Genomic DNA, 24,362 nt, shown 5'->3' with positions numbered 1-24,362 from the left:
ACTTCTCGGTCGGTTACCCACTTCCGACGCCGTGCTCTCCGGGTGTCCGGGCTACGTCGGTACGCTCCGTCCGCTCAGTCGTCGGCCGCCGCCCGGCCGCCCGTCGACCCGCCCGACAGCGGCGTCCGCTCGACGACGGTGCCGTCGTATGTCGGGTACTGCTCGACGATTTCGCCCTTCGGCACGTCGCCCTCCTCGACCATCTCTTCTAAGAGCCACCACGCCAGTTCGACGTGGTCGGACTTGACCGTGTAGAACTCCTCGGGGACGCCCAACTCTTCGAGGCGGGCCTCGCTCACCCACGCCTTCCCGTAGACGAGGGTACCGTCCTCGGTCACGTCGTCGAACTCGCGGCGGATGTTGCGGGCCATCCGCTTGAGTCGGGAGCGGTGCTGGGCGGCGTCCTTGAAGACGCTCGTACAGAAGTACACCTTCTCGTGGTCGCCCATCGTCTCTAGGATGTCGTGGCTCCCCTCGACGGCGCTCATGTGGTCGTCTTTGAGTTCGAAGCCCTCCTCCTGCATCCGGCGGTAGTTGCCGTCGGACATCTCGAACTCGTTGATGTTACAGAAGTCGGCGGCGCCCTCGTCTAAGAACTCGAGGAACTCCTCCTCGGCGCGGATGCCCGGAATCTCGAAGGCCGGCGTCAGACCCTCCTCGCGGGCGATGTACAGAATCTCCTCCCACTCGGTGCCGTGGAGGTCGCCCCACAGTTCCAGCGGCGGGTGGAAGCGAATCTCGTCGAGTCCCGCCTCCGAGAGGCGGCGCATGTTCTCGCGGCCGCCGGTGATACCGGTGTAGAGGTGCGTGTGGTGGTCCTCGCCGAACTCGTCTTTCAGCAGTTCCAGGTAGTGACAGGTCCGGTCGAGGGCCTCCTGCGGTTCGCCGCCCGTGATGGAGGTGCCCAGCGCGCTCATGCGCTTTGCCTCCTCGATGACGTCGCTGTCGTCCTCGACGGGACGCTCGTTGGCGTACATCTGGGTGACGTTCTTGCGGTTCTCCCCGAGGGGACAGTAGAAGCAGTCTCGCTGGTCGCAGTAGCCGTAGACGAACAGCACCATCTTCCCGCCTTTGGCGCACTGTTCGCAGCCCTCGGAGATCATCGTGTACGGCTAGGACTGCACCCAGCGGGAAAAAGCGTGCGCATCTACGCCGCCGTGGTGTGGGTCGGCACGGGTCGTCCATGCTCACTCAGAACAGTCGGTCGAAGGCCCCACCGAGGAGGCGGATGGCGAGTAGCACACCGACGAGTAGTCCCACCGCGAACAGGAAGTCGAAGACGGTCCCTGCCCCTTCGATACCGTACTGCAACGGGAGCATCATCGTGGCCGTGCGTCTCCGCCGGGAGTGTATAGCCTTTCGGGCTATCCGGGAGCCGACTTGCCCGGGGCCCCACCGGTTCTCCCCCACGCGCTTATCCCCTCGCCCGCCCGATTCCGTCCCATGTCGGACGCCGGCCGTCGTCGCGGCCTCGCAATCGTCTTCGCCGTGGTCTTTCTGGACTTGCTCGGGTTCGGTATAGTCATCCCCATCCTCCCGTTCTACACCCGGTCGTTCCCCGGCGGCACCGAGTTCGTCATCGGCCTGCTCGCGGCCTCCTACTCGGCGATGCAGTTCGGGTTCGCGCCGCTGCTGGGGTCGCTCTCGGACCGCGTCGGCCGGCGGCCGGTCCTCGTCCTCTCGCTGTGTGGATCCGTGCTGGCGTGGACGGTGTTCGGACTCGCCGACGCGCTGTGGTTGCTGTTCGCCTCGCGGATGCTCGCCGGTGCGATGGGCGGGAACCTCTCGACGGCGCAGGCCTACGTCGCGGACGTGACCCCGCCCGAGCGACGGGCCGCCGCACTCGGGTTCATCGGCGCGGCGTTCGGGTTGGGCTTCATCTTCGGGCCGGGCATCGGCGCCGTTCTGAGCTTCGACGCCACCGTCGCCGCCGTCGACGCGGCGCTGCCGGCCGCCGTCCCGATAACCCGCTTCTCCTTACCGAGTTTCGCCGCCGCGTTCGCCAGTCTCTGCGGCGTCGTCGTCGCGCTTCTCTTCCTCCCGGAGTCTCGGACGCCGACCGCCGACGGCGAGGCGACCGAACGCACGTCCTCGCTGGCCCAACTGCGCGCCGCCGTCGCCACGCCGGGCCTGCGGGAACTGCTCGGCGCGTTCTTCCTCGTCTCCTTCGCCTTCTCGGGCGTCCAGATAATGTTCATCCCCTACGTCGCGGACATCTACGGCTACACCGCGGCCCAGAGCGCCGTCCTGCTGACCTACATCGGCCTGCTCGCCGTCGTGACACAGGGCGTCCTCGTGGGCCGGCTTACCGCGCGATACAGTCCGGTCACCCTCTCGCTGGCCGGGACGGCGACCCTCGTCGTCAGCGTCGGGGCGCTCCCGTTCTCCCGGTCCCTCGCCGTCGTCCTGCCGGACCTCACCGCGCTGGCCCCGTTCCTCACCGACGAACTGCTCGGCCTGCTGGCCGTCCTGACGCTGTTGCCCGTCGGGAACGGCATCCTCTCGGTGACGCTGACGGCGCTGGTCTCCCAGCGAGCCAGTGCCGACGTCCAGGGGAGCGCCTTCGGCGTCACACAGGGGGCCGGCAGTCTCGCACGGACCGTCGGCCCGCCGGTGATGGGGGGTCTCTACGCCGCTATCGGCTTCTGGTCGCCGTTCGTCGTCGGGAGCCTCCTCTTACTTCCCGTGGGATTGCTGGTCGCCCGCCTGGGTACGCCCGAGGAGCCACCCGAGGCCCGGCCAGCGGACCCTGGCCACATCAGATAGGGACGAGTTTGATGTAAATCGGTGCACAGGTTCTCCTATGAGCGACGACGAGGCCGACGACCCGGTGGGTGGCTCGCTCACGCCGGCCGATACGCTCGACGAACGGGTGCTGGCCCGCAGCGAGGACCTGATGCGCTACGTCGAAGTGGTCGCGGCGCTCGTCCTCGTGGTACTGTTCGCTATCGGCGTGTTCGATCTGGGCCTCCAGATCGTCCAGCGCGCACTCGACGGCGACATTACCGACCCGCTGGTCGTCGTCGGCTTCATCGACACCGCGCTGCTCCTCTTCATCATCGTCGAGGTGTACCAGACCGTCGTCGCCTACACGCAGGAGGGAGAGACGCGCCGCATCGTCCGTCTGGTCATCTACACCGGCGTCATCGCGATGGTCCGAAAGGCCATCATCTTCCGAACCGGCGAGTATCCGAGCGAACAGGCCGCCCTGTTCGCCGCGGCCGCCTACACCCTCATCATCCTCGGTCTGGCGGCGCTACTGGTCGTCGAGCGGCGCACTCGCGAGGCGGCCACAGATGCCATCTAACCACAGGCCCGAAGACAGATAAACGCGGCTGGCGTACCCTCGCACGATGCTGCTGGTGCTGTGTGTGGACCTGGACGACGACCTCGGCCGCAAGACGGACGTCGAGACGCCGGTCGTCGGCCGTGACAACGTGGTCGACGCCGCCGTCGCCCTCGCGCAGGCCGACCCCGAAGACTCGGACGTGAACGTCCTCTTCGAGGGGGTCCACATCGCGGACGACATTGACGACGAACCCGTCGAGGTAGCGGCGGTGACCGGCGTCGACGCCGGCGACGTGGCCGCCAACCGCGCCGTCGGCGAGGAGGTCGACACCGTCCTCGCGTCGCTGGCGGCCAGCGAAGACGTCCGTGCGCTCGTCGTCACCGACGGCGCACAGGACGAGTCCGTCGTCCCGGTCATCCGCTCGCGCATCCGCATCGATGGGGTCCGCCGCGTCGTCGTCCGACAGGCACAGGACCTCGAGTCGATGTACTACACCATCAAGCAGGTGCTCGACGACCCGGAGACGCGGGGCACGCTCTTGGTGCCGCTGGGCATCCTGCTGCTCATCTACCCGCTGACCATCGCCGTCGACTCGCTGGGACTGCCCGGGTCCGCACTCGGCATCATCTCCGGGTTGCTCGGGCTGTACGTCCTCGCCCGCGGCCTGGGCGCGGAGCGACTGCTGGACGAGGCCGTCGACCGCGCCACCGCCGGGTTCTACGCCGGCCGAATCACCATCATCACCTACGTCGTCGCCGCCGCGCTGCTGGCTATCGGCGGCGTCAGCGGGGTCAACACGCTCGAAGCCCAACCGGAACCCCTCTCGCCCGTCGAGGTGCTCGCCGCGCTGGTCAACGGCGCCGTCCAGTGGTTCGCCGCCGCCGGCATCACCTCCAGTCTGGGCCGGGTCACCGACGAGTACCTCCACGACTCGTTCGAGTGGCGCTACCTCAACGCCCCCTTCTACGTGCTGGCCATCGGCGCCGTCCTCCACGGCCTGAGCGCCTTCTTCCTCGGGACGCAGGACCTCGAGTACCTCGCCGTCGTCCTCACCGGCGGCACGTTGCTGGGACTCGCCAGCACCCTCGCCTTCGCCGTCGCCGAGTCCCGCCTCGCGACGGGCGAACGGCACAACCAAGGGCCCGGCGGCCCATCGTCCGAGTGATGTACGTCTCCCGCGCCGTCGAGAGCATCCGTGCGGACCCCATCGAGGGCGAGTCGGTCGCGCTGGCACTGGAAACGACCGACGACGCCGACCCCGAGGCCGTCGCCGCCGCCGTCGAGGACGCCGGTGGCACGGTCGAACGCTACCTCCAGTTCGACGACCTCGCGGTGTCGGTCCCCCACGACCGGGTCGACGCCGTCTGTGCCATCGACGGCCTCGCCGCCGTCGAGACGACGGACGCCATCGCCATCACGACGGCCGAGGCGACCGACGAGGACGTGGAGTTCGACGGCTAATCCACACGGCTTTTGAGAGTGCCCCACTACCTCCGGGTGAGGGCACGTAGCTCAGTCCGGATAGAGCGTCGGACTTCTAATCCGACGGTCGTGGGTTCGAATCCCACCGTGCCCGTGAAGTCGCCGAGCACTGCGAGGCGTGCTGACATCGCTGCACGCAGAGGATTCGAACTACGCGAGACGAGTGCAACGAGTCTCGCCGTCGAGTGAGGGTCCCACCGTGCCCGTCCACTTTTTACGTCGTCGGGTTTCCTCGCTCCCGCCGGTCGCTGCGGGAACCACTCCTCGTAAAAACGTGGGGAAAAACTGCTCACCCTCACTCCGTTCGGGTGAGTGAACCGCGGCGCGGTGCGCCGAAGACGCACTGGGCGGATAGGAACTGCCCCCGACCTTTTGAGGGTGCGATTGCTACGCAGGCGCATGATAGACCTCCGGAGCGACACCGTCACTCGGCCGAGCGACGCGATGCGCGACGCGGCCCGGGACGCCGCCGTCGGCGACGACGTCTACCGCGAGGACCCGACGGTCGACGAACTCCAGGAGCGGGTCGCCGACGTACTCGGGACCGAGGCGGCGCTGTTCGTCCCGTCGGGGACGATGGGGAATCAGGTGGCCGGCCGGACACACACGGAGCGGGGGCAGGAGGTGCTCTGTGAGCGCGAGAGCCACATCTACAAGTGGGAACTCGCCGGCCTCGCACAGCACGCACAGGTCCAGCCACGCACTCTCGACGGCGACCACCGGGGCGTCGTCGCGCCCGAACAGGTCCGCGAGGGGTACGTCGAGGCCGACGGTCACCGGGCCGGAACCGGGTTGCTCACGCTGGAGAACACGCACAACAGCAAGGGTGGGACCGCTATCGCGCCAGAGCGCATCGCCGAGACGGCGGCCGCCGCTCACGACCTCGGGGTCCCGGTCCACCTCGACGGCGCCCGCCTGTTCAACGCCGCGGCGGCCCACGACGTCCCCGCCGCGGAGTTCGTCGCCCCCGTCGACACCGTGATGTGCTGTCTCTCGAAGGGGCTGGGCGCGCCGGTCGGGTCGGTGCTGGCCGGCCCCGACTCGTTCGTCGAAGCGGCCCGCCGCAACCGGAAACTGCTCGGCGGCGGGATGCGGCAGGCCGGGATGATTGCCGCCCCGGGACTCGAAGCGCTCGACAACCGTGACCGACTGACCGAGGACCACCGCCGGGCCGAGCGACTGGCCGCGGGGCTGGACCGTATCGACGGCCTCTCGGTCGACGCCCCGGAGACGAACATCGTCATCGTCGAGACGGACCGGCCGGCCGAGGCGTTCCTCGACGACTGCGCCGCGGCGGGCGTACAGGGGGTCCCGTTCGACGACCACGTGGTGCGCTTCTGTACCCACTGGGACGTCGACGACGACGACGTCGACGCGGCTATCGCGGCCGTCGAACGAGCGGTCTAACGTCGACGTGGCCGGTCCCGCCAGAGGACGCCGGCGAGGACGAGCCACACGGCGAGGACAGCGAGCCAGAGCGGCGGCGGTGGCACCTCCGAGCGTTCGGGGCCGCTCCGGTCGGCACCGGTCCCTGACGCACCGGCGACGCCGACGCGGTCGGTCGCCGCTCGCCCGTCACCCTCGTCGCCCTGTTGTCCCAGCGCGTCGTCTACCCGGGTTTCGGTGTGGTCGGCGCTCCCGTCGCCCATCGCCGCTCGGTACGGGTCGGTCCCGCGCTGTCGCTCCGCGTGCGTCGAGACGCCGTCACCGTCGGGGTCCGCGGGGACGGGCGGTGCGGGGCCGGTGACGGCCTGCCGCACGAACGCGTCGAGGTCCCGGCCCGCGACGGCGGAGACCGTCTCGGCGAACAGCGAGAGGGTGACTCGCTCGTCGGACCGCGAGAGGCGTCGGAGGACGGTCGCGAAGGTGCGCTCGCCGCCGGTCGCCTGCCGGATGTGGACGTCGAGGGCGGCGACGACGCGCGTCCCCTTGTCGTACTGGACGTCGGGCGACGGCCACGTCCCCGGACGGGTGAGGTTCGCGTCGTGGTACCGGTCGGTCGTCACCCGCCGTCGGTAGCGGTCGTAGCCGATGCGGCCCTGCCGATACGTCAACCGGGCGGCGTAGTAGTCGGCGCTCCCCTCCTCGAGCCACGTCATCCCGGCGCTGGTCCGGTAGGTCTGGCGCGTGTGGCGGTACTCGTGGACCCAGACGTTGGTCGGTACCCCGACGGGTTCGCCGGCGTTGACGAGGGCGACGGGCGCGCCGTTCGACGGCGTGTACCCGCCGACGGCGAGGTCGTTCGGCGTGGCGATGACCGTCACCGCGTCGTGGCGCTCCCCGATAGTGGTCGACCGCTGTGCGTCACCGATGGTGTCGAGGACGACCGCCGGGGCGGGTCCGAGCGTCGCCGCGTCGGGGACGACCAACCGGACGGTGCCGGCCGGCGTCGTCCGGGTCGTCGTCTCGTGGGGGCCGACGAAGACGGCCGTCTCCCCGCCGACCCCGGGTTGGCCGGCCGCGACCGTCATCGTCTCGTTCCAGCCGGGGTCGGGCCCGGTCTGCCAGCGCCAGCGAGCGTGGAGTGCGACCTCGCGACGGACGACCAGCGACCACTCTGCGGTGTCCGCGGTCCGCTGGCCGTACGCCGTCCGCAGGCCGACCGGCACGGTGTAGGTCACGGAGACGGTGTCGCTGTCGCCGTCCCATCGCCAGCGACTCCCGGTCGACGCGAGGCCGTCGGCGCTCAGGACCGTCGCGTTCGCCGGCGTTCGGACCGAGAGCCCGCTCACGCGGTCCGGGACGTCGACGACGGCCGTGACCTGTACGCGACCCACCTCCGACGGGAGGCGGTCGACGACGTAGCGGACGTCCATCGTCTGGACGCCCTCGCCGCCGCCCACCTGTTGCTCGGCGGCCAACACGGACGGCGCGCTGACCAGAACCGCGAGACACAGGAGGGCTGCCACGGCGCGGGTCCCCATGCGTGTTCGTTCCTCGCTATCGTGTGACTAGTTACCAGTCCAGAAGGAAAAGCGTTCGCCGGACGACCCCGCCTTCGAGACGGTGCACTGCCGCCCTCTGGCAGGTCGCAAGCGTTTTGCCGGCGGCCCATCTACGCGATGCTATGCCCGACTGTCCGCTCGCAGACGAGTGCCCCAGCTTTACCGAACGCATCGAGGGCATGGGCTGTACGCACTACGGCGACCGAGGTGGCGCCGAGTGGTGTAACCACTACAACCAGCCCATCTCGGACCTGAAGAGCCAACCCGTCAAACCGGGTCAGGAGGTCGTCGTCACCGTCGACGACATCCACGAGAGCGGCGCCGGCGTCGGCCGGACCGAGGACGGATTCATCGTCATGGTCGACGGCGTCCTGCCGCCGGCCAAATCGAAGGTCCAGATCACCAAGGTCCGCTCGAACCACGCGCGAGCGGAGGAACTCGAACGCCTCGAACTCGACGAGGGCGACGACGAGGCGGAGGACGACGACGAGGGCGGCTATCAGGGCGAGGACGACGACGAAGACGACGAACGGCTCGGCAGCCGCGACAACTTCTGGGGCAGCTAGGGACAGTCACCACGGAGCTTTTTGGGCCACTCGACCGTCGTGTCGGCTATGGACCTCGAACTCGACGGGAACGCCGCACTGTGTACGGCCGCGACGAGCGGACTCGGACTCGCGAGCGCAGAGCGACTGGCGAGCGACGGCGCAAACGTCGCCGTCTGCGGGACGACGCCCGACCACGTCGACCGGGCGCGCGAGCGCTTGGAGGCGGCCGGCGACGGCGACGTACTGGCCGTGCAGGCCGACATCACCGACCGCGACGAGGTCGAAGCGCTCGTCGAGGAGACGGTCGAGACGTTCGGCGGGCTGGACCACGTCGTCACGAGCGCCGGCGGTCCCGCACCGGGGCCGTTCCTCGACACGACCGAGCGGGAGTGGTACGGCGCCTACGACGTCCTCGTGATGAGCGTCGTCTGGACCACGCGCTTCGCCTACCCGTACCTGCGCGAGTCCGAGGCCGGCACCATCGTCAACATCACCTCCCGGTCGGTCGCGGAGGTCATCGACGACCTCGTCCTCTCGAACGCCGTCCGCCGGGCGGTCATCGGCCTGATGAAGACGCAGGCCCGCGAGTTCGCCCCCGAGGTGCGCGTCAACGCCGTCCTCCCGGGCGCCCACGAGACGCCGCGCATCGAGGAACTCGTCGAGGACGCCGTCGAACGCGGGGAGTACGACTCCTACGAGGCTGGCATCGAGTCGTGGTCGGACGCGCCGCTCGGCCGGGTCGGTCAGCCGGACGAACTCGGCGACGTGGTCGCGTTCCTCTCCTCGGCCCGGTCGTCGTACGTCACCGGGGTCTCCCTGCCGGTCGACGGCGGGTCGATGCGGAGCTAGCGACCGGGCCGCTCGAACCGGTCCCTGCTGGACCCGCCGCCCGCGAGTTGCCAGACGAGCAAGCCCAGCGAGACGAGCGCGACCGCCGCCGTCGCGACGTAGCCGACGCTCCCGACCGGGTACAGGTGTTCGGGAAAGAGTGCCGCGAAAACCAGGAGCCCGACGGCCGAGAAACCGGCCAGCAGCGGCACGACCGTGAGCCAGAACCGCCGCGCCATCCCGTCCATACTGCCCGCGTCACCGCCGACGGTAATGACACTTTCCCCGACACTGTGCCGGTGGTCCTCGCTAGCGATCTCGCTTCTGCCGTCCAGTCGAAACGGACCTTCGGAACTGTGGCCACACTCTCTCGCTCTCACGTAACGACGCGAATCGGCCCAGAAACACGCTTTTGGTGACAAAACGTGGCCGAGGAATCGGCGACAGGGCCACGTGACCGATACCCAGACCCCTCCGTTTCGACTGCGTCTCGGCCCTGCCGCTGGTGAGTACGTCGGTTGTCACCTTCGCTGACGTCGCGCGCCGTCCCGGCGTCGGACCGGGCGCGGTCACCACGTCTCGACGGTGCCGTCCCGGATGTCCTCGACACACCCCTGACAGTCGGGGTGGTCGGCGTCGAAACAGTCGGGGCGGGAGACGGGGTCCAGCGAGACGGCGCGGCGCTCGGCGTGGCGCCGACAGACGATTCGCGCCCGTCCGTCCTCGTCGCGGGGGAGGCCGGCGAGGGCGGCGCGCTTCCCGTCGCTGTACGCGCGCTTGGCCTCCGAGAGTTGGTTCCCGACCGACCGGAGCGTCCCCTGGATGAACCGCCCCAGTCTGGCCTCGTCTCGCTCGTCGCCGTCACCCATACCGCCACGTAACGACTGCCGCCAAATCAATCTTCTCGCGTGTCGCGTGGTACCGCGCACGTCCGCGGTGGGCCGCGCCCACGGACCTCGGCGGCGGAAACGGGACGCCGAGGCCCGTATCGTTCGTTCAACTCGGATTAAAACGATAGTTAGACGGGCTAAATCGGCTGAATACGAGTTAATTCGGCTTCTCCGCTTGTCCCCTTGAAGTGGTGTCGGTCGTGAGGGTGGGATGGAGACAACGCACGATGAAGCTCACAAAGATTGCCGGCGCGCTGCTGGCCGTCCTCGTCGTCACGGGGTCGGCGGCGGCGCTGCCCGCGGCGGCAGGCGCACAGGCCAACGACAACGCGGACGGCGCACAGGCAGACGAGTACGCGAACGAGACCGTCACGGACGCCGACGACAGCGAGGCGACGAACGAGTCGAACGAGTCTGACGCGGACGCGGAGGCGTCGAACGCGAGTGCGGCCGCCGAGCGTCAGGGCCCGCCCGCCGACGTCGGCCCGGACGGTGAACGCGGTCCGCCCGCGGACCTCCCCGAACAGGTGCCCGACTTCGTCAGCGAGATTCACTCGCTGGTCCAGCAGCACATGAACGGGAACCTCGACGGCAACCTCGGCGAGCAGATTAGCGACGTCACCCCCGACGACGCTGACGACAGCGACGCCGAGAGCGACGAGGAGAACACTGAGACCGACGACTCCGAAGACAGCGACGACAGCGAGGAAGAGACGACCGAGACCGAAACCAGCACGGACAGCGACGACCAGACGACCGACAGCGAGCAGTAACCCGGCCGATTCTTCGCCCGTTCCACCGACCCGACCGACGTAGCGACACGCTCGACTCGTTCTCCGGTGACACTCCGGGTCGCTCCACTCGTTCCACGACACCAGCGCCACAGTAGCGGTTCGTCTGACCACGGTTCTCTCACCGTGACGCTGCCTGCGGCGTCGCTATCGTCCGGTTTCACTTTCACCGTGCCGGGAGAGGGTTTATACGCTAAGGCGACCAACCGTCGAATGTCTCCCATCGAAAACAAGGCGGAGACAGTGACAGCACATGACTGAGTCAGATTTGCGTACACAGGCAGAAGAGATACACGAGCAGTTCGCCGACCAGCTAGACCTGGACGTCGACGACGTCGAGGAGCGCCTCGACACGCTGGTCAACGAGTACAAGGTCCCCCTCAACGAGGCCCGCCGGAGCGTCACCAACACGTACCTCGACGAGGCCGGCATGGACCGCGACCAGCTCGGCGGCGGTGGCGGCGGCAACGAACAGGTCGAGGTGGCCGACGTCGACTCGCCCGAGGAGTGGGTCGACATGCGCGTCACCGTCGTCGAACTGTGGGACCCGCGCGCCGACGCCGTCGCACAGGTCGGCTTGCTCGGCGACGAGACGGGCACCATCAAGTTCACCAAGTGGTCGAAGTCCGACCTCCCCGAACTCGAAGAAGGGAAGTCCTACTCCCTGCGAAACGTCGTCACCGACGAGTATCAGGGCCGCTTCTCCGTGAAGCTCAACCGGACGACCACCATCGAGGAACTCGACGAGGAGATAGAGGTCGGCGACGACAGCATCGAGGTCGAGGGCGCGCTGGTGGACATCCAGTCGGGGTCGGGCCTCATCAAGCGCTGCCCCGAGGAGGACTGCACCCGCGTCCTCCAGAACGGCCGCTGTAGCGAACACGGCGAGGTCGAAGGCGAGTTCGACCTCCGCATCAAGGGCGTGCTGGACGACGGCGAGGAGGTCACCGAGGTCATCTTCGACGAGGAAGCCACGGAGAAACTGACCGGTATCACCCTCGAAGAGGCCAAGGAGATGGCGATGGACGCGCTCGACACCACCGTCGTCGCCGACGAGATGCGCGACGACATCCTCGGGCGCTACTACCGGGTCACCGGTCCCACGTTCGGCCGGTACGTCCTCGCGGACGACCAGGAGCGACTGACCGGCGCAGTGGATGCGGACGAAGTACTCATCAAAGCGAGGTCGATATAGATGGCGAGCACCCCCACCCGCGAAGTCGCCCGACGCGTCTTCGCCCGCGAGTTCAACGACGCGAGTTACACGTTCAAGGAATCCGACGACGACCGAGCGCCGGTGTACGTCCTGCTGCCGACGGGCCAGCGCGCCAACCGCGTGTTCCTCGTCGGGACGCTGACCGAGACGGAGGACGTCGGCGAGGACAGCGAGTACTGGCAGGGCCGCGTGGTCGACCCCAACGGCGACACGTTCTTCATGTACGCCGGGCAGTACCAGCCAGACGCCGCCTCGATGCTGCGGGAACTGGAACCGCCGGCGTACGTCGCCGTGGTCGGCAAGCCACGCACCTACGAGACCGACGAGGGCGACGTGAACGTCTCCGTCCGCCCGGAGTCCATCTCGCAGGTCGACGAGGCCACGCGTGACCGCTGGGTCGTCGAGACGGCCGAGCGCACCTTAGAGCGCATCCGCCGGTTCGACGACGCCGACCCGGACGACCCCGACGTCGACGAGTACGTCCAGATGGCTCACGAGGAGTACGGCGACGACGTCGAGCGGTACCGACAGTCCGTCGTCGGCGCTCTGGAGAGCATGCAGGACGAACAGGCGGAAGCCAGCGCCGACTGAGTCGGCGCCTGCGGTTCGGTTCTTCGCGGTTCAGGTCTCTAGCAGTTCGACAAGCGTCCCCTCCGGGTCCCGCAGGAAGCAGATGCGGGTGCCGCTCTCGGTGGTCTGTGGCTCCGAGAGCGTCTCCACGTCGTCGGGGAGGGTCTCGTAGACGGCGTCGAGGTCGTCGACTGCCAGTCCGAGGTGGGTCGCGCCGGGTTGGTTGAGGTCCGCTTCGGTCCGTGAGTCTCCCTCGGGCGTGTACTCGACGAGTTCGACGCGGGCGCCCCCGGCGTCCAGATGCGCGAAGTCGGCGCTCGCGCCCGCGACGTCGACGCCGGTGGCGAACGCCTCGCCGCCGACGGAGAACCGCGAGAGCACGTCCAGTCCGAGGACGTCGCGGTAGAACTCGACGGCGCGTTCGAGGTCGCTGACGGTGACGGCGTAGTGGTGTGCAGTCGCGTCCATGTCCGGGGCGGGGAGCGGGTCGGGCTAAACCGCTTCGCTCTCGGCCGCGTTCGTGCCGAATATCGGCGTCGCGTGCGAGCGTCTGACAAACGATTAAATACGATGAGTGACGAGTAGGACACAACGATGGGGAACAAGAACAAGACCATCTCCTTCCGTGTGAGCGAGGACAAGTTCGAGACGCTTCGCGAAATCGCGGAGGAGCGTGACATCTCCCTCTCTGCGGTCTTCCGGGACTACGTCGACACGTTGGTGGCCCACGACGGGCAAGTGAAGGTCGCGCCGGAGCACGAACTGGAAGACGCGGCCGAGGAGAGCAGTACCGAGAGCTTCCCGCCGAAAGTCGAGGTGCCCAAGAGCTTCGTCCGCGAGCACGAACGCCTCGAACTGGAAGCCGAACACCTGCGCGAGCAACTGGAAGAACACAAGCGCTACGTGACGAAACTCCGCCAGCAACTCGACGAGATGGACCAGGACGAGGTCATCCACCTCGAAGACTTAGACGAAGGCGAGGAGGAGGACGCCTCCTACCGCATCGGCAGTTTCGACGACGTCTGAGCGAGCGCGACCGACACGCCGCCGCTCTTTCTCCGATATCCGTCTCAGTCGTCGTCGGCGGTGTGCCGTGCCGCGTCGACCGGTTGGTCGGCCGCGACGTCGTGGAGTGGGTTGCTCACCGTCCCGTGCTCGCAGGCGTGGGGGCGTCCGGGGGCGTCGTCGTAGCCGTACTCGAAGATGCGGTTCCGGTTGAGCGTGAGTTTCGTGAACTCCGGCGCGAGCAGGTCGAACAGTTCGAAGCGGTCTTCGAGTTCGGGGAACTGCGCCTGATAGTCGAGTATCGCCTCCCGTGCGTGGGTCCAGAACCGCTCTTCGGGGTACGCATCGTGCGTTTCGAGGATGTCGGCGACGTACCGGAGGACACAGACGAACAGGCCGGAGAAGATGAACTGGCAGAGCCCTTCGGGTGGCTCCTTCCGGAGGACGTCGTGCATCTCGTCGGAGAGCCGTTCCAGTTCGGGCAGTGGCTGGTCGCTGACGTTCACGTCGTCGACGAAGTCCTTGACGGCCAGTCGGGACGGGACGCCGTCGTCGTCGTCGAGGACGAGAATCGTGTTCTGCCCGTGGGGGGAGAACACCGTCCCGTAGCGATAGAGGAAGTGGAGGAGTGGCGGGAGGACCGTCCCGAAGAACTCGTCGAGCCACTCGTCCGTCGTGAGTCCCGACTGCTCGATTAGTCGCGAGACGTAGGGCACGCCCTCGCCGTCGACGTGCATCAGCGCCGAGAGGGTTACGGCACGCTCGTCGTCGTCGAGGAAGGTGTAGATTGACTCCCGCCAGACGGCGCCGAGCAACTCGTGGTACTGGTAGGGCGAGTCGTCGATGTCGGTGAAGTCCGAGTGGTCGTAGTTGACGCCGGCAATCTCGCCCGGTAAGACGAGGCCCTGCGCCTGCAGGAACTCGTCCTGTTCGTAGATGCCCTGGATGTACTCGGTGACCGTCGGCGCGAGTTCCGTTCGCTCGCCCGGCAGGCCGCGCCAGACGAGCGTGTTGAGGATGCGCATCGGGAGCTTCACGTGGTGTTTCGTCTCGTCGTCGACGTTGACGAAAGTGCGGACCGACTGCTGTGGGAGGTACTCGTCCGGCCCCTCGCCCAGCGCCACGACGTCGTCGGCGGCGATGTGGTCGGGGAACAGGGGGACGACGCTGTGCTCCCACTGCCAGTCGTGGACCGGGAGGAAGTAGTAGGCGTCCGGGTCCAGCCCCAGGTCGGTGAGGCGGTCGCGGAACACGTCGTAGTGGTCGCCGAGTTCGCGCCGGACCAGCGAATCGTGGGAGACGTCCTCGGTGCCGACGAACGTCGACTTCGACTTGCGGACGGCGGCCCACGAGAGGGTCACGGGTTCCTTCGACTCGGGCGCGTAGGCCCGGTAGTCGTCGTACCCCCACCCGAGGCGGCCCTTGTTGTAGGTTATCCACGGATGGCCCGCCATCTCGCCTTCGAGGTGGGCGTAGTCGAGGTCGGTGGGGTCGAACGCCTCGCGCTCTCGCTTGCGGGCCTCGACGTGGGCGTCGGCCAGCAGCGTCCGTTTGTACTCCCGGACGAGGTTCCCCTCGGTGAGGCCGTCGAGGTCGGTCGTCTCGCCGAGGTCGCGGAGCAGGCGAAGCGGGTCGTCGAGCCGTTTCCACTCCCCGTCCACACGCCGTTCGACCGTCCCCTCGTCGACGCTGAGGCTGTCCAGCAACCGCTCTGCGGCCTCGAAGCGATAGATCGCCTCGCCGAGGTCGAAGCGGTAGACGGCGTGATCCGCGTCGCCGTCGACCGCCCGTGGGTCGAGTATCTCCTCGTAGGCGAACTCCTCCAGCATCTTCGTCAGAAGGCGTCGCTCGACGGTCTGCCATACGTCCGGGTCCAGTGCGTCTCGTCGCGTGGTGTCGTTGGGGTTCATGGATTAGTCGTCCTGCGTGGGGGTCGGTTCCGGCCCGCGCGCTGCCGTCGCGCCGGGCGCGTGGTCGACGAACTGTTCGACGGCGAAGTCCTGATAGACGGTGTTCGCGTCCTCGGGGTAGGCCTCGCGGCCGACGAGTCGGTTGACGAACCGCGTGTTGCGGTGACAGCCGAGACCGAGGTCGGGGACGCCGACGCCGTGGGTGTGCAGGTCGGCGTTCTGGAGGAAGACGTCGCCGGGCAGGTCGATTTCGAGGCGGTGGTCCTCGGTCACCTCGAACCGGCCCCGTTCGTCCCAGTTGACGGCGTCTTCGAGCGGTTCGAGGAACCCCGGCATCGGCCGTTCGTACCCGGTCCCGAGGACGACTACCTCGCTCTCGTGGACGAACGACGTCTCGGACTGCCACTGGTGACAGTCCAGCGCGTAGGCGTCGCCCGCCGACGCGATGTCCCGCACCTCGGTCATCGCGAACAGGCCGACGTCGGGATCGCGGTCGCCGATGGACCGGCGGTAGAGCAGGTCGTAAATCTCGGCGCTCGTCCCCGGGTCGACGCCCTTGTACAGCAAGTCCTGGTTCGGGACGAGGTCGTCCTTGGTCTCCTGCGGGAGGTCGTAGACGTACTGTTCGTACTCGGGCGTGAAGTGCTGGAGACCGAGTTTCGAGTACTCCATCGGGAAGAACCCGTCAGAGCGGGTGAGCCAGTCCAGCCGGTAGTCGTGGGCCGACTGGCGTTCGAGCAGGTCCCGAAACACCTCGGCGGCGCTCTGGCCGGACCCGACGACGGTGACCGAGTCGGCGTCGACGACGCGGTCGCGGTTGAAGCGGTACTTCGCCGTGTGGAAGACGTCCTCCTCGGGGTGGCCCTGCAGTTGCTCGGGAATCTGGGGGCGACTGCCGACGCCGAGCGCGAGGTGCTCGCCGCGGTACTCGAAGCGCTCGTCCGTCTCGGGGTGGTGTGCGGTGACGACGTAGCACTCGTCGGCGTCGTCCCACCGGACGTCGGTTACCTCGCGGCTGAACCGACACGAGTCGAGACGCTCGGCGACCCAGCGAAGGTAGTCGTCGTACTCCCGTCGGGGCGTCTGGAACGTCTCGTAGAAGTAGAACTCGTAGATGCGGCCGGTCTCCCGCAGGTAGTTGAGGTAGCTGTGGGGGTTGGTGGGGTCCGCGAGGGTCACGAGGTCGGCGAGGAACGGCACTTCCAGCGTCGTCCCCTCCAGCAACATCCCCTCGTGCCAGTGGAACTCGGCGTCGCGTTCGAGGAACGCGGCGTCGACGGACTCCTCGACGCCGTCTATCATGGCCGCGATGCCGAGGTTGAACGGGCCGACGCCGACGCCGACGACGTCGTGGACCGTCTCGCTCATCCCCACACCCCCGTGGTCGGCACGGCCGCCGCGTCCGTGAGGACTTCCGACTCGAAGCGGTCGCGCTCACAGACCAGCAGCAGGGCGTCCTTCTCGGCCTTCTCGAAGTGGAACTCCCCGCGTGGCTCGAACCCGCACTGCTCGAAGACGTGGACGACGTGGTCGTTGCGCACGTCCGGTTCTGCGATTACCCGGTCGGTCTCGGGGTGGCGGAACTGCATGGCGACGACGGCCCGGAGCAGCGGCCGGGCGTAGCCGTTCCCGAGGTACTCCTCGGGGCCGACGAGCAGGTGGACGCCCTGATCGGCGGGGTCGGCGTCGTAGTGGGCCGCGACGTCGTCCTCGGCCGCCCAGTAACACTCCCAGTAGCTCATCGGGACGTGGTCGAGACAGCCGACGTAGGGCGTGAGGTGGTCGTCGTCCAGTTTCCCTGCGAGGCGGTCACGGAACGCCGGGAGCGGCAGGTCGAGTTGCCAGTACGGCTTCACGTGGTCGCTGGAGAGCCACGCGTGCAGGCGACCGAGGTCCCGGTCGAGCGTCGCCTGTCTGAACGATATCGTGCGGTCGATGCTCGGATCGTAGGTCTGGTAGTCGTACGCTGTCGCGATAGTGGCGTCTGGTCCTGTCATGTGTCGAGTTCGGTGACGAGCGGGTTCGTGACGTCCGTGTAGACGGACTGGTTCTCGATGTCGTTCTCCAGTTCGTCCAGCCCCCGGAAGCGCGTCAGCAGGTTGGCCTTGCAGGAGACCGTGGGCGATTCCAGTAGCGGGTCGAGGAAGTCCGAAGAGGGGCGGTCGTACCGGTCGCGGGCGCGTTCGAGTTCCTCGCGCAGATGCGCCAGCAGGCGCCGTTCGTCGACGAGGCCGGCGCTCCCGAACGCGTTGATAACGTCGAAGGCGTTGTTCAGGACGACGTAGTACCGCAGGCGCTCGTCGGCGACGGCGTCCGCACAGACGGTGTCCGCTCGCTCGCCGACGCCGGGGAGGTACGTCTCGACCCGGTCGTACTGCGACTCGGGGAAGTAGAACCCCTGATTGTCCCGGTAGCGGAACTCGCTGGGGTAGCCGTCGGCGTCCAGCGTGAGTACCGAGTTCTGCTGGTGGGCTTCGAGGCCGACGCCCTGTTCGAGGTAGAGCCACAGCACCGGCCGAATCGCGGTTTCGAGATACCGGCGGAACCACTCCTCGCTGACCGCCGCCGCGGTGCGGTCCTCGCGGTCGGCGATGGCCGTGACGAGACGGCCCAGACGCGACTGTCCGACGACGGCGTCCTGACACAGCGCCACGAGCGGGGTCGACCGCTCGGCCAGTTCGCCGCGGAACGGGTTCGCCCGCAGGACCGTCTCCAGCCCGGACTCCGGTCCATCGCCGGCGTCGAGTGCGAGATACGCGGGATCCCGAACCACGTCGAAGTCCGGGAACGCCGCGTCGAGTTCGTCACCGAAGCGGGTGTCGAGCAGTTCCGCGACGGCCACGCCCCGTTCGAGTTCGGGGCGCTTGTTCGTCCGGACGGAGTTGGTTATCTGGACGTTCAGCGACGACTTCACCATGAACGGGGCGTCCGGCGCGTACAGCGTCCGAACCGATGTGGTCGGGTAGAACTCCCGACCGACTGACCCGAGGTGTTCGAGGCCGTCGCCGAGGTGTCGTCGGACGTGCTGCTGGTCGAGGAGGAACTCCGCCTGCCACGGGTGGACCGGAAGCAAGACGTTCTCGCTCTCGACGTGTTCCTCGACGAACGAGTCCGAGACGGCGGGGTCCCCCCGGAGCGTGTCGTCCACCCACGCCGCCGCACCCGTCTCGAGCGCGGAGTCGGCCGCGACGAGGTCGGGCGACGCCCGGAAGTAGTGCAGCGGGAACGCCCCCTCCAGTTCCGGCGCGTACGTCTCCCGATTGCGGTCGGCGATGCCCTGCCGACTCTTCGGCGTCGGGTGGCGGTGGTGGCCGAAGGCAAGCGACTGTTCGGCCTCCCGGAACGACTGGTCGACGGCGGTGCGCGGGTCGTCGGTCCGCGCGGCCACGAACCGCTCGACGTTGCGCTTGCTCCGCAGGACGCGCTCAAGTACGGCATCCGGCACGGCCTCGCCGTCTCGTTCGAGCGAGAGGTCTTTCACCACGAGCGAGGCGAGCGTGGCCGTATCCGCGGCGTGGGTCGTCCCGTCGGGGAGGCGGTACCGGACGGGCGTCTCGAACAGGTGGCGCTCGGTCGGCGAGCGGTGGGCGAGCGGTGCCAGCAGGTCGACGCCCTGTTCGGGCAGTCGTTTCCGCAGGAGGCCGTCGGGGCCGGGGTCGACGCCGGCCACCGCCGCCTCGCCGACCTCGTAGTCGCCAGTCTCGCGCAGGTAGCAGTTGAGGAACGCGTGGACGGTGGCCGCGTCGGCCCGCCGTTCCGGGTCGACGGCTCGGTCGTCCCGTTCGAGGCCGAGGCTCATGCGGTCACCTCCAGTTCTGCGAGAGCGTCCCGCCCACAGTCCCGAACCACGTCCAGCATCGCCGCGACGTCGTCGAGCGTGGCCGTCGGGTTCAACAGCGTGACCTTCAGACTGGTCACGCCGTCGACGGTCGTGCGGGCGACGACCGCCCGGCCGTCGTCCAGCAGTCGCCGCCGGAGGGCGGCGTTCAGCCGACTCACCGTCTCGTCGCCTATCCCCTCGCGCGGCCGATAGCGGAAGACGACGGTGTTCAGCGTCGGGTCCGAGAGCAGTTCGAAGTCCTCGGCGTCGTTGAGGAGCGCCGCCGCGTCGTCCGCCAGTTCGAGCGTCGACTCGACGAGCGTCCCGAATCGCTCGCGGCCGACGGCGCGGAACGCGACGTAGGGTTTCAGTGCGTCGAAGCGACGCGTCGTCTGGACCGACTTCGCCACGAGGTTCGGGACCCCGCCCTCGTCGTGGGCCGTTGGGTTGAGGTAGGCGGCGTTGCGTGCCATCGAGCGGAAGTTCTCGCCGTCCCGGAGCAGGAACGCCCCGCAACTGATGGGCTGGTAGAACAGTTTGTGGAAATCGACCGCCACCGAATCGGCGAGCTCGATGCCGGAGAGGCGGTCGGCGTGGTCGTCGGTCAGTGCCAGTGCCCCGCCGTAGGCCGCGTCGACGTGGAACCAGAGGTCGTGTTCCGCGGCCCGGTCGACGAGTTCGTCCAGCGGGTCGACGGCGCCGAAGTCGGTCGTGCCGGCTGTCCCGACGAGGGCGAACGGCCGCCGGCCCCGGTCCGTGAGGTCGGCGAGCGTCCTATCGAGGGCGGCCACGTCCATCTGGTGGCCGTCGTCGGTCGGCACCGTGACGACGGCGTCCTCGCCGAGGCCGAGGTGGTGGGCCGCCTGCTTCACGGTGAAGTGGGCCGTCTCCGAGCAGACGACGCGGAGCGAGTCGGCCTCGGGCGGGAGTCCCTCGGCCTGTACGTCCCGACCGAACGCCCGGTGGCAGTACCGGTCCCGGGCGAGCAAGAGTCCCTGGAAGTTCGACTGGGTCCCGCCGCTGGTGAAGACGCCGTCCGCGCCGCTCGGGAGGTCGAACAGCCCACAGAGCGCGTCGACGACACGCTGTTCGAGGACGGTGGCGGCCGGCGCCTGGTCGAAGGAGTCCAGTGACTGGTTCGCCGCGGTGAGCATCGCCTCGGCGGCCAGCCCCGGCACCATCGGAGGACACTGGAGGTGGGCGCTACACCGCGGGTTCGACGTGGCGACCGAGTGGGCCAGCACCGTCTCGGCCACCTCGTCTATCGCCGCGTCGAGGCCGACGCCCCCCTCCGGGACGACCGGCGCGTCGAACTGCTCCGCGAGCGCCTCCGGTGAGCGACCCGTGTACGGCGCGTCGCCGTCGGCGACCGTCTCGACGACGGCCTCGGTCGCCCGGCGCATCGCCTCGCGGTAGGCCGCGTCGCCCGCCTCGGACCCGAGGAACAGGTCGGTGGCGCTCACGCGGGCACCTCCGCACGGGACGCCTTGTTCAGGACGGCGGTGACAGCCTCGTCGAAGATGGCCGCCACGTCGTCTATCTGCTCGCGCGAGACGACGAGCGGCGGGAGGAACCGCGCGGTGGCGCTGTCGCGCCCGCCGAGTTCCACGATGAGGCCGCGGTCGAAACACTCCGATTGGACGGCCGCCGCGAAGTCGCCGTCCGGCGCGTGCGGGCCGGCCCCCTGCCAGTCGGCGTCCGGGTCGACGAACTCGACGCCGAGCATCAGCCCGCGGCCGCGAACGTCGCCGATGGCGTCGACGCCCGCGCCGGTGCTTTCGAGGTGGTCGCGCAACCGAGCGCCCACCTCGGCGGCGTGGTCGTCGAGGTCGTTCTCCAGTACGTAGTCGATGGTCGCCTCGCCGGCCGCCATCGCCAGTTGGTTGCCGCGGAAGGTGCCAGCGTGGGAACCCGGGTCCCAGACGTCCAGCGACTCGTCGTAGACGACGACGGCGAGTGGGAGGCCGCCGCCGATAGCCTTCGAGAGCGTGAGCACGTCCGGCGTGATGCCCGCGTGCTCGAAGGCGTACGTCTCGCCGGTCCGTCCCATCCCCGCCTGAATCTCGTCCAGAATCAGCGGGATGTCACGCTCGCGCGTGATGCGGCGCATCTCCCGGAGCCATTCGTCGGGCGCGGGAACCGCGCCGCCCTCGCCCTGCACGGGTTCGAGAATCATCCCCGCCGGGTCGGTGATGCCGCTCTCGCCGTCGTCCAGCAGGTTCTCGACGTACTCGCTGGCGATGCGAGCGCCCTCTGTGCCGCCGACGCCGAACGGACACCGGTAGTCGTACGGGAACGGGAGGTGGTGGACGTCGTTCATCAGCCCCGAAATCGGTTCCTTGGCGTCGGTGTCGCCCATCAAGGAGAGCGCGCCGCTGGTCATCCCGTGGTACGCCCCCTGAAACCCGAGGACGCTCCGGTTGCCCGTGGCCGTCTTGACGAGTTTCAGCGCCGCCTCGACGGCGTCGGTGCCGGCCGGGCTACAGAACTGCACCTTCGATCGCTCGCTGAACGCGTCGGGGAGGCTCTCGAAGAGCGAGTCGACGAACCGCTCTTTCGCCGGCGTGGAGATGTCGAGCGTGTGAATCGGGTTCTCGGCGGCCAGTGCCTGCTCCATCGCCTCGACGACGCGCGGGTGGTTGTGGCCGAGCGCCAGTGTCCCGGCCCCCGCGAGACAGTCGTAGTACTCGTCGCCGTCCATGTCGGTCACGGTACATCCCTGTGCGTCGCGTATCGCCAGCGGGAGGTGACGGGGGTAGGTCCGCGCGCTCGATTCCCGGTCGGCTTGCTGGGCGAGGATGGCGTCGTTGCCGCCGTCCACGTAGTTCATGGCGTGACCCCTCCGAAACCGCACGGTGTGACCCTTCGATACCGCTCTCGTCGTGTCTTCGACTCTCGCATACAGTCTTTAGGCCAGCCTAAAAATACATAAAACCACTAGATTTTTAGGCCGGCCTAAAGCAATAGGCGAGGCGGGGTCGTAGGCCAGTCTCCCGTCGAAAAAACGCGACGATTTAGGCTTACCTAAACACGGTTCGCACTTCACTGTTCGGACTCGTTACATCCCCAATGGGTTCGGCGACGGCGCCACTGTCACACAGAACTGCCCGTGGCGGCCGCTCGGCGTCTCACGTTGGCGTGGTCGCAGACACACACTACACCAGTCGGTTGCGCCGCCGCTGGACTTCCTCGGCCACCTCGCGGTTGCCGTCGACGTCCGCCAGCGTCTCGACGGCTTCGAGGGTTCGCACGCTGTCGTCGAGGAACGAGAGCACGTCGCCGGGGTAGGCGTACAGCATGTAGTCGTCGCTCATCACGTCGACGATGGCGTCCGGCCCCAGCCCCTGTTCGCGCAGTTCCAGCAGGTACGCGACGAACTTCCGTTCCGGACAGCCACAGTGGGGCGCGGCCTGACAGTCACAGTCCATGAAGTCCTCGGCGAAGTCCAGCACTCGCTCGCGCGAGGCGTCGTCGAGTTTGGCCAGCCCCTCGCCCTGAAAGAGGATGTCCAGCGTCGCCCCCTTGAACGCACCCTTGGGGAAACTCGTCTCTAACTGGGAGACGAGCTGCTGGTGGTTCTTGACGTAAATCTTGTCGGTGATGGCCACGCTTGGCCGTCTGTACGCCGTGACCGTGTAAAAGCGTCCCGAACTCACCCCGGAGTCGTAACGTATTTCTGTGACAGCAGGATATCTAAGGATGCCTCAACGAGCGTGTCCGGGTTGGGGTAGTGGTATCCTTCAGCCTTGTGGTGGCTGAGACGTGGGTTCAATTCCCGCACCCGGACTTGGAACTTCTCCCGCCGGACGTCGACGACGTAGCGTCGCGACTCGCGGCCGACGGTGGCCGCTCAGGGTTCCGGCCGCAGCGTCCGTGACTCCGAGCTACCGCCGATAGAGCCGTACTCGCTGCTGGACTTGATGATGGAGAGCGCCGTCATGATGTCCGAGCGCGTGAGCAGGCCGAGGAACGCGCCGTCCGCGTCGGTGACGACCAGTCGGCCGACGGAGTTCTGCTGGAGCTGGGTGAGCGCGTCCATCACGTCGGCGTCCGGCGAGACGGTGTAGAGGTCGGTGGTCATCACGTCGCCGACAGTGTAGGCGTCGCGCTCGACTTCCCGCACCGCGCGGGCGTCCTCCAGCGTGACGAGGCCGACGACTTCGCCGTCCTTCTCGACGGGGTAGCCGGTGTGACGCTCCTCGAACATCGTCCGGATGAGGTCTCGCACGGACAGCCGCGGGGTGACCGAGGTGACGTGGTCGGCGGGGGTCATCACGTCCCGCACGGTCACCCCTTCGAAGGCGGCGGCCATCGTCGTCTGACGGGACTCGCCCTCGGCGCCGATGTAGATGAAGAACGCGAGGCCGGCGAGGAAGATGTTGCCGGCGACGAACAGGCCGAACAGGCCGAGCATGATGGCGAATATCTTCCCCACCTCGGCGGCTATCTTCGTCGCTCGGGCGTACGGGCGGGTGCGGGCGAGCAGGGCACGCAGGACCCGGCCGCCGTCCATCGGGAACCCCGGGAGCATGTTGAACACCGCGAGCGCGAGGTTCATGACGGCGAGGTAGGCCAACACGAAGCGAGCGGCCTCCACGACCGTCGACTGGGTGCCGGGGAGGACGAAGAAGGCGACGTACGACAGCACCCCCAGCGCGACGCTGACGGCGGGGCCGGCGACGGCGATGGCCAGTTCCTGTTTCCAGTCCTCGGGCGTCTCGGTCAGCTGGGCGATGCCGCCGAACAGCCACAGCGTGATGGAGTCGATGGGGTAGCCGTAGCGGATGGCGACCAGCGAGTGGCCCAGTTCGTGCAGGACGACGCCGGTGAAGAGGCCGACGGCGGCGACGACGCCGAGCACCCAGACGAGACTACCCTCGGTCAGCACGGCGGGGTCCAGCCCCGCCCCGAGCGAGTCGTTCAACAGCTCCGTCGTCTGCTCGACCTGCGTCCCGATGATCCACGCGAACAGGGGCAGGACCAGCAGGAACGTCAGGTCGAGCTGGATAGGGATGCCGAAGGCGCTCCCGATGCGAAACCGACGCATGTGATACTGTTGTCGGCCGAC

25 protein-coding genes and 2 tRNA genes are annotated in these 24,362 nt (G+C 68.1%); 13 read left to right on the top strand and 14 right to left on the bottom strand.

Annotation, left to right across the window (positions count from 1 at the left end):
- Window positions 1–74: 74 nt before the first annotated feature.
- The gene (locus EGH21_RS05650) at window positions 75–1,103 is read right to left on the bottom strand and encodes a radical SAM protein (RefSeq protein WP_220617507.1); all 1,029 of its coding nucleotides are present in this window, start codon (window positions 1,101–1,103) and stop codon (window positions 75–77) included.
- 88 nt (window positions 1,104–1,191) lie between these two features.
- Window positions 1,192–1,323 (bottom strand): hypothetical protein, encoded by a 132-nt coding sequence (locus EGH21_RS24375; protein ID WP_268899045.1) that lies wholly within the window; start codon window positions 1,321–1,323, stop codon window positions 1,192–1,194.
- A gap of 120 nt (window positions 1,324–1,443) precedes the next feature.
- Here EGH21_RS24375 and EGH21_RS05645 point away from each other — a divergent pair, with 120 nt between their 5' ends.
- From EGH21_RS05645 to EGH21_RS05620, 6 genes are all read left to right on the top strand, one after another.
- Window positions 1,444–2,766 carry an MFS transporter gene (locus EGH21_RS05645; RefSeq protein ID WP_220617506.1) on the top strand — a complete coding sequence of 441 codons (1,323 nt, stop codon included), beginning with the start codon at window positions 1,444–1,446 and terminating at the stop codon, window positions 2,764–2,766.
- A gap of 37 nt (window positions 2,767–2,803) precedes the next feature.
- Complete coding sequence (locus tag EGH21_RS05640; protein ID WP_220617505.1) at window positions 2,804–3,307, top strand: phosphate-starvation-inducible PsiE family protein; 504 nt, start codon at window positions 2,804–2,806, stop codon at window positions 3,305–3,307.
- Window positions 3,308–3,353: 46 nt separating this feature from the next.
- Window positions 3,354–4,454 carry a DUF373 family protein gene (locus EGH21_RS05635; protein ID WP_220617504.1) on the top strand — a complete coding sequence of 367 codons (1,101 nt, stop codon included), beginning with the start codon at window positions 3,354–3,356 and terminating at the stop codon, window positions 4,452–4,454.
- Window positions 4,454–4,750, top strand: coding sequence for a hypothetical protein (locus EGH21_RS05630; RefSeq protein ID WP_220617503.1), 297 nt, complete (start codon window positions 4,454–4,456; stop codon window positions 4,748–4,750). The genes EGH21_RS05635 and EGH21_RS05630 overlap by 1 nt, the downstream gene beginning before the upstream one ends.
- Before the next feature lie 40 nt (window positions 4,751–4,790).
- Window positions 4,791–4,865: transfer RNA gene (locus EGH21_RS05625), tRNA-Arg, on the top strand.
- A 305-nt stretch (window positions 4,866–5,170) separates the two neighbouring features.
- Window positions 5,171–6,178 carry a threonine aldolase family protein gene (locus EGH21_RS05620; protein ID WP_220617502.1) on the top strand — a complete coding sequence of 336 codons (1,008 nt, stop codon included), beginning with the start codon at window positions 5,171–5,173 and terminating at the stop codon, window positions 6,176–6,178.
- Here the strand turns inward: EGH21_RS05620 and EGH21_RS05615 are convergent.
- Entirely contained in the window at window positions 6,175–7,695 is a 1,521-nt protein-coding gene (locus tag EGH21_RS05615) for a hypothetical protein (protein ID WP_220617501.1), read from the bottom strand. The genes EGH21_RS05620 and EGH21_RS05615 overlap by 4 nt on opposite strands.
- A 143-nt stretch (window positions 7,696–7,838) precedes the next feature.
- On the opposite strand from EGH21_RS05615, the gene EGH21_RS05610 reads away from it, so the two are divergent.
- Both EGH21_RS05610 and EGH21_RS05605 read left to right on the top strand, forming a co-directional pair.
- Complete coding sequence (locus tag EGH21_RS05610) at window positions 7,839–8,282, top strand: TRAM domain-containing protein (RefSeq protein ID WP_220617500.1); 444 nt, start codon at window positions 7,839–7,841, stop codon at window positions 8,280–8,282.
- Between the two features lie 48 nt (window positions 8,283–8,330).
- Window positions 8,331–9,113: an SDR family oxidoreductase gene (locus EGH21_RS05605; protein ID WP_220617499.1), complete on the top strand. Its 783-nt coding sequence runs from the start codon at window positions 8,331–8,333 to the stop codon at window positions 9,111–9,113.
- Here EGH21_RS05605 and EGH21_RS05600 read toward each other — a convergent pair.
- Window positions 9,110–9,340 carry a hypothetical protein gene (locus EGH21_RS05600; protein ID WP_220617498.1) on the bottom strand — a complete coding sequence of 77 codons (231 nt, stop codon included), beginning with the start codon at window positions 9,338–9,340 and terminating at the stop codon, window positions 9,110–9,112. The two genes, EGH21_RS05605 and EGH21_RS05600, sit on opposite strands and share 4 nt — an antisense overlap.
- Before the next feature lie 321 nt (window positions 9,341–9,661).
- Window positions 9,662–9,961, bottom strand: a complete 300-nt coding sequence (locus tag EGH21_RS05595) for a DUF7091 family protein (RefSeq protein WP_220617497.1) — start codon at window positions 9,959–9,961, stop codon at window positions 9,662–9,664.
- Window positions 9,962–10,209: 248 nt separating this feature from the next.
- Between EGH21_RS05595 and EGH21_RS05590 the strand changes: the two genes are divergently transcribed.
- The 3 genes from EGH21_RS05590 (at window position 10,210) to EGH21_RS05580 (ending at window position 12,580) form a co-directional block, all read left to right on the top strand.
- Window positions 10,210–10,755 (top strand): hypothetical protein, encoded by a 546-nt coding sequence (locus EGH21_RS05590; protein ID WP_220617496.1) that lies wholly within the window; start codon window positions 10,210–10,212, stop codon window positions 10,753–10,755.
- 271 nt (window positions 10,756–11,026) lie between these two features.
- Entirely contained in the window at window positions 11,027–11,968 is a 942-nt protein-coding gene (locus EGH21_RS05585; protein ID WP_220617495.1) for a replication factor A, read from the top strand.
- Window positions 11,969–12,580 carry an RPA family protein gene (locus EGH21_RS05580; protein ID WP_220617494.1) on the top strand — a complete coding sequence of 204 codons (612 nt, stop codon included), beginning with the start codon at window positions 11,969–11,971 and terminating at the stop codon, window positions 12,578–12,580.
- A 30-nt stretch (window positions 12,581–12,610) separates the two neighbouring features.
- Here EGH21_RS05580 and EGH21_RS05575 read toward each other — a convergent pair whose 3' ends face one another.
- Window positions 12,611–13,027, bottom strand: coding sequence for a VOC family protein (locus tag EGH21_RS05575; RefSeq protein WP_220617493.1), 417 nt, complete (start codon window positions 13,025–13,027; stop codon window positions 12,611–12,613).
- Window positions 13,028–13,153: 126 nt separating this feature from the next.
- Between EGH21_RS05575 and EGH21_RS05570 the strand changes: the two genes are divergently transcribed.
- On the top strand, window positions 13,154–13,585 hold the full coding sequence (locus EGH21_RS05570; protein WP_220617492.1) for a DUF8146 domain-containing protein: 432 nt from the start codon (window positions 13,154–13,156) through the stop codon (window positions 13,583–13,585).
- A 44-nt stretch (window positions 13,586–13,629) separates the two neighbouring features.
- On the opposite strand, the gene EGH21_RS05565 is transcribed toward EGH21_RS05570, so the two are convergent.
- The 7 genes from EGH21_RS05565 to EGH21_RS05535 form a co-directional block, all read right to left on the bottom strand.
- On the bottom strand, window positions 13,630–15,474 hold the full coding sequence (locus EGH21_RS05565; protein WP_220617491.1) for an IucA/IucC family protein: 1,845 nt from the start codon (window positions 15,472–15,474) through the stop codon (window positions 13,630–13,632).
- A gap of 3 nt (window positions 15,475–15,477) precedes the next feature.
- On the bottom strand, window positions 15,478–16,842 hold the full coding sequence (locus EGH21_RS05560) for a lysine N(6)-hydroxylase/L-ornithine N(5)-oxygenase family protein (protein WP_220617490.1): 1,365 nt from the start codon (window positions 16,840–16,842) through the stop codon (window positions 15,478–15,480).
- Window positions 16,839–17,471 carry a GNAT family N-acetyltransferase gene (locus EGH21_RS05555; protein WP_220617489.1) on the bottom strand — a complete coding sequence of 211 codons (633 nt, stop codon included), beginning with the start codon at window positions 17,469–17,471 and terminating at the stop codon, window positions 16,839–16,841. Before EGH21_RS05555 ends, EGH21_RS05560 begins: the two co-directional genes overlap by 4 nt.
- Window positions 17,468–19,273: an IucA/IucC family protein gene (locus tag EGH21_RS05550; RefSeq protein ID WP_220617488.1), complete on the bottom strand. Its 1,806-nt coding sequence runs from the start codon at window positions 19,271–19,273 to the stop codon at window positions 17,468–17,470. Before EGH21_RS05550 ends, EGH21_RS05555 begins: the two co-directional genes overlap by 4 nt.
- On the bottom strand, window positions 19,270–20,757 hold the full coding sequence (locus EGH21_RS05545; RefSeq protein WP_328765339.1) for a pyridoxal phosphate-dependent decarboxylase family protein: 1,488 nt from the start codon (window positions 20,755–20,757) through the stop codon (window positions 19,270–19,272). The genes EGH21_RS05550 and EGH21_RS05545 overlap by 4 nt, the downstream gene beginning before the upstream one ends.
- A complete protein-coding gene (locus EGH21_RS05540) occupies window positions 20,754–22,124 on the bottom strand; it encodes a diaminobutyrate--2-oxoglutarate transaminase (RefSeq protein WP_220617487.1) in 1,371 nt (456 codons plus the stop codon). Before EGH21_RS05540 ends, EGH21_RS05545 begins: the two co-directional genes overlap by 4 nt.
- Window positions 22,125–22,449: 325 nt before the next feature.
- Window positions 22,450–22,902, bottom strand: coding sequence for a DUF5814 domain-containing protein (locus EGH21_RS05535; RefSeq protein ID WP_220617486.1), 453 nt, complete (start codon window positions 22,900–22,902; stop codon window positions 22,450–22,452).
- A gap of 108 nt (window positions 22,903–23,010) precedes the next feature.
- Between EGH21_RS05535 and EGH21_RS05530 the strand changes: the two genes are divergently transcribed.
- A tRNA-His gene (locus EGH21_RS05530) sits at window positions 23,011–23,081 on the top strand.
- Window positions 23,082–23,144: 63 nt separating this feature from the next.
- Here EGH21_RS05530 and EGH21_RS05525 read toward each other — a convergent pair.
- On the bottom strand, window positions 23,145–24,341 hold the full coding sequence (locus EGH21_RS05525; RefSeq protein WP_220617485.1) for a site-2 protease family protein: 1,197 nt from the start codon (window positions 24,339–24,341) through the stop codon (window positions 23,145–23,147).
- Window positions 24,342–24,362: the final 21 nt, after the last annotated feature.

This window comes from Haloarcula rubra (assembly GCF_019599465.1).
Lineage (GTDB): Archaea > Halobacteriota > Halobacteria > Halobacteriales > Haloarculaceae > Haloarcula > Haloarcula rubra.
Note: the sequence above shows the minus strand (reverse complement) of the source record. Positions and strands in the feature narration are given on the sequence as shown.

Bases quoted from the DNA above. Each gene is read 5' to 3' on its own strand.
- EGH21_RS05640 (WP_220617505.1), top strand. From the start codon at position 2,804: ATGAGCGACGACGAGGCCGACGACCCGGTGGGTGGCTCGCTCACGCCG.
- EGH21_RS05635 (WP_220617504.1), top strand. From the start codon at position 3,354: ATGCTGCTGGTGCTGTGTGTGGACCTGGACGACGACCTCGGCCGCAAG.
- EGH21_RS05590 (WP_220617496.1), top strand. From the start codon at position 10,210: ATGAAGCTCACAAAGATTGCCGGCGCGCTGCTGGCCGTCCTCGTCGTC.
- EGH21_RS05600 (WP_220617498.1), bottom strand. From the start codon at position 9,340: ATGGACGGGATGGCGCGGCGGTTCTGGCTCACGGTCGTGCCGCTGCTG.
- EGH21_RS05565 (WP_220617491.1), bottom strand. From the start codon at position 15,474: ATGAACCCCAACGACACCACGCGACGAGACGCACTGGACCCGGACGTA.
- EGH21_RS05575 (WP_220617493.1), bottom strand. From the start codon at position 13,027: ATGGACGCGACTGCACACCACTACGCCGTCACCGTCAGCGACCTCGAA.
- EGH21_RS05560 (WP_220617490.1), bottom strand. From the start codon at position 16,842: ATGAGCGAGACGGTCCACGACGTCGTCGGCGTCGGCGTCGGCCCGTTC.
- EGH21_RS05585 (WP_220617495.1), top strand. From the start codon at position 11,027: ATGACTGAGTCAGATTTGCGTACACAGGCAGAAGAGATACACGAGCAG.
- EGH21_RS05630 (WP_220617503.1), top strand. From the start codon at position 4,454: ATGTACGTCTCCCGCGCCGTCGAGAGCATCCGTGCGGACCCCATCGAG.
- EGH21_RS05610 (WP_220617500.1), top strand. From the start codon at position 7,839: ATGCCCGACTGTCCGCTCGCAGACGAGTGCCCCAGCTTTACCGAACGC.
- EGH21_RS05570 (WP_220617492.1), top strand. From the start codon at position 13,154: ATGGGGAACAAGAACAAGACCATCTCCTTCCGTGTGAGCGAGGACAAG.
- EGH21_RS05580 (WP_220617494.1), top strand. From the start codon at position 11,969: ATGGCGAGCACCCCCACCCGCGAAGTCGCCCGACGCGTCTTCGCCCGC.
- EGH21_RS05620 (WP_220617502.1), top strand. From the start codon at position 5,171: ATGATAGACCTCCGGAGCGACACCGTCACTCGGCCGAGCGACGCGATG.
- EGH21_RS05525 (WP_220617485.1), bottom strand. From the start codon at position 24,341: ATGCGTCGGTTTCGCATCGGGAGCGCCTTCGGCATCCCTATCCAGCTC.
- EGH21_RS05595 (WP_220617497.1), bottom strand. From the start codon at position 9,961: ATGGGTGACGGCGACGAGCGAGACGAGGCCAGACTGGGGCGGTTCATC.
- EGH21_RS05605 (WP_220617499.1), top strand. From the start codon at position 8,331: ATGGACCTCGAACTCGACGGGAACGCCGCACTGTGTACGGCCGCGACG.
- EGH21_RS05550 (WP_220617488.1), bottom strand. From the start codon at position 19,273: ATGAGCCTCGGCCTCGAACGGGACGACCGAGCCGTCGACCCGGAACGG.
- EGH21_RS05555 (WP_220617489.1), bottom strand. From the start codon at position 17,471: ATGACAGGACCAGACGCCACTATCGCGACAGCGTACGACTACCAGACC.
- EGH21_RS05650 (WP_220617507.1), bottom strand. From the start codon at position 1,103: ATGATCTCCGAGGGCTGCGAACAGTGCGCCAAAGGCGGGAAGATGGTG.
- EGH21_RS05540 (WP_220617487.1), bottom strand. From the start codon at position 22,124: ATGAACTACGTGGACGGCGGCAACGACGCCATCCTCGCCCAGCAAGCC.
- EGH21_RS24375 (WP_268899045.1), bottom strand. From the start codon at position 1,323: ATGATGCTCCCGTTGCAGTACGGTATCGAAGGGGCAGGGACCGTCTTC.
- EGH21_RS05645 (WP_220617506.1), top strand. From the start codon at position 1,444: ATGTCGGACGCCGGCCGTCGTCGCGGCCTCGCAATCGTCTTCGCCGTG.
- EGH21_RS05615 (WP_220617501.1), bottom strand. From the start codon at position 7,695: ATGGGGACCCGCGCCGTGGCAGCCCTCCTGTGTCTCGCGGTTCTGGTC.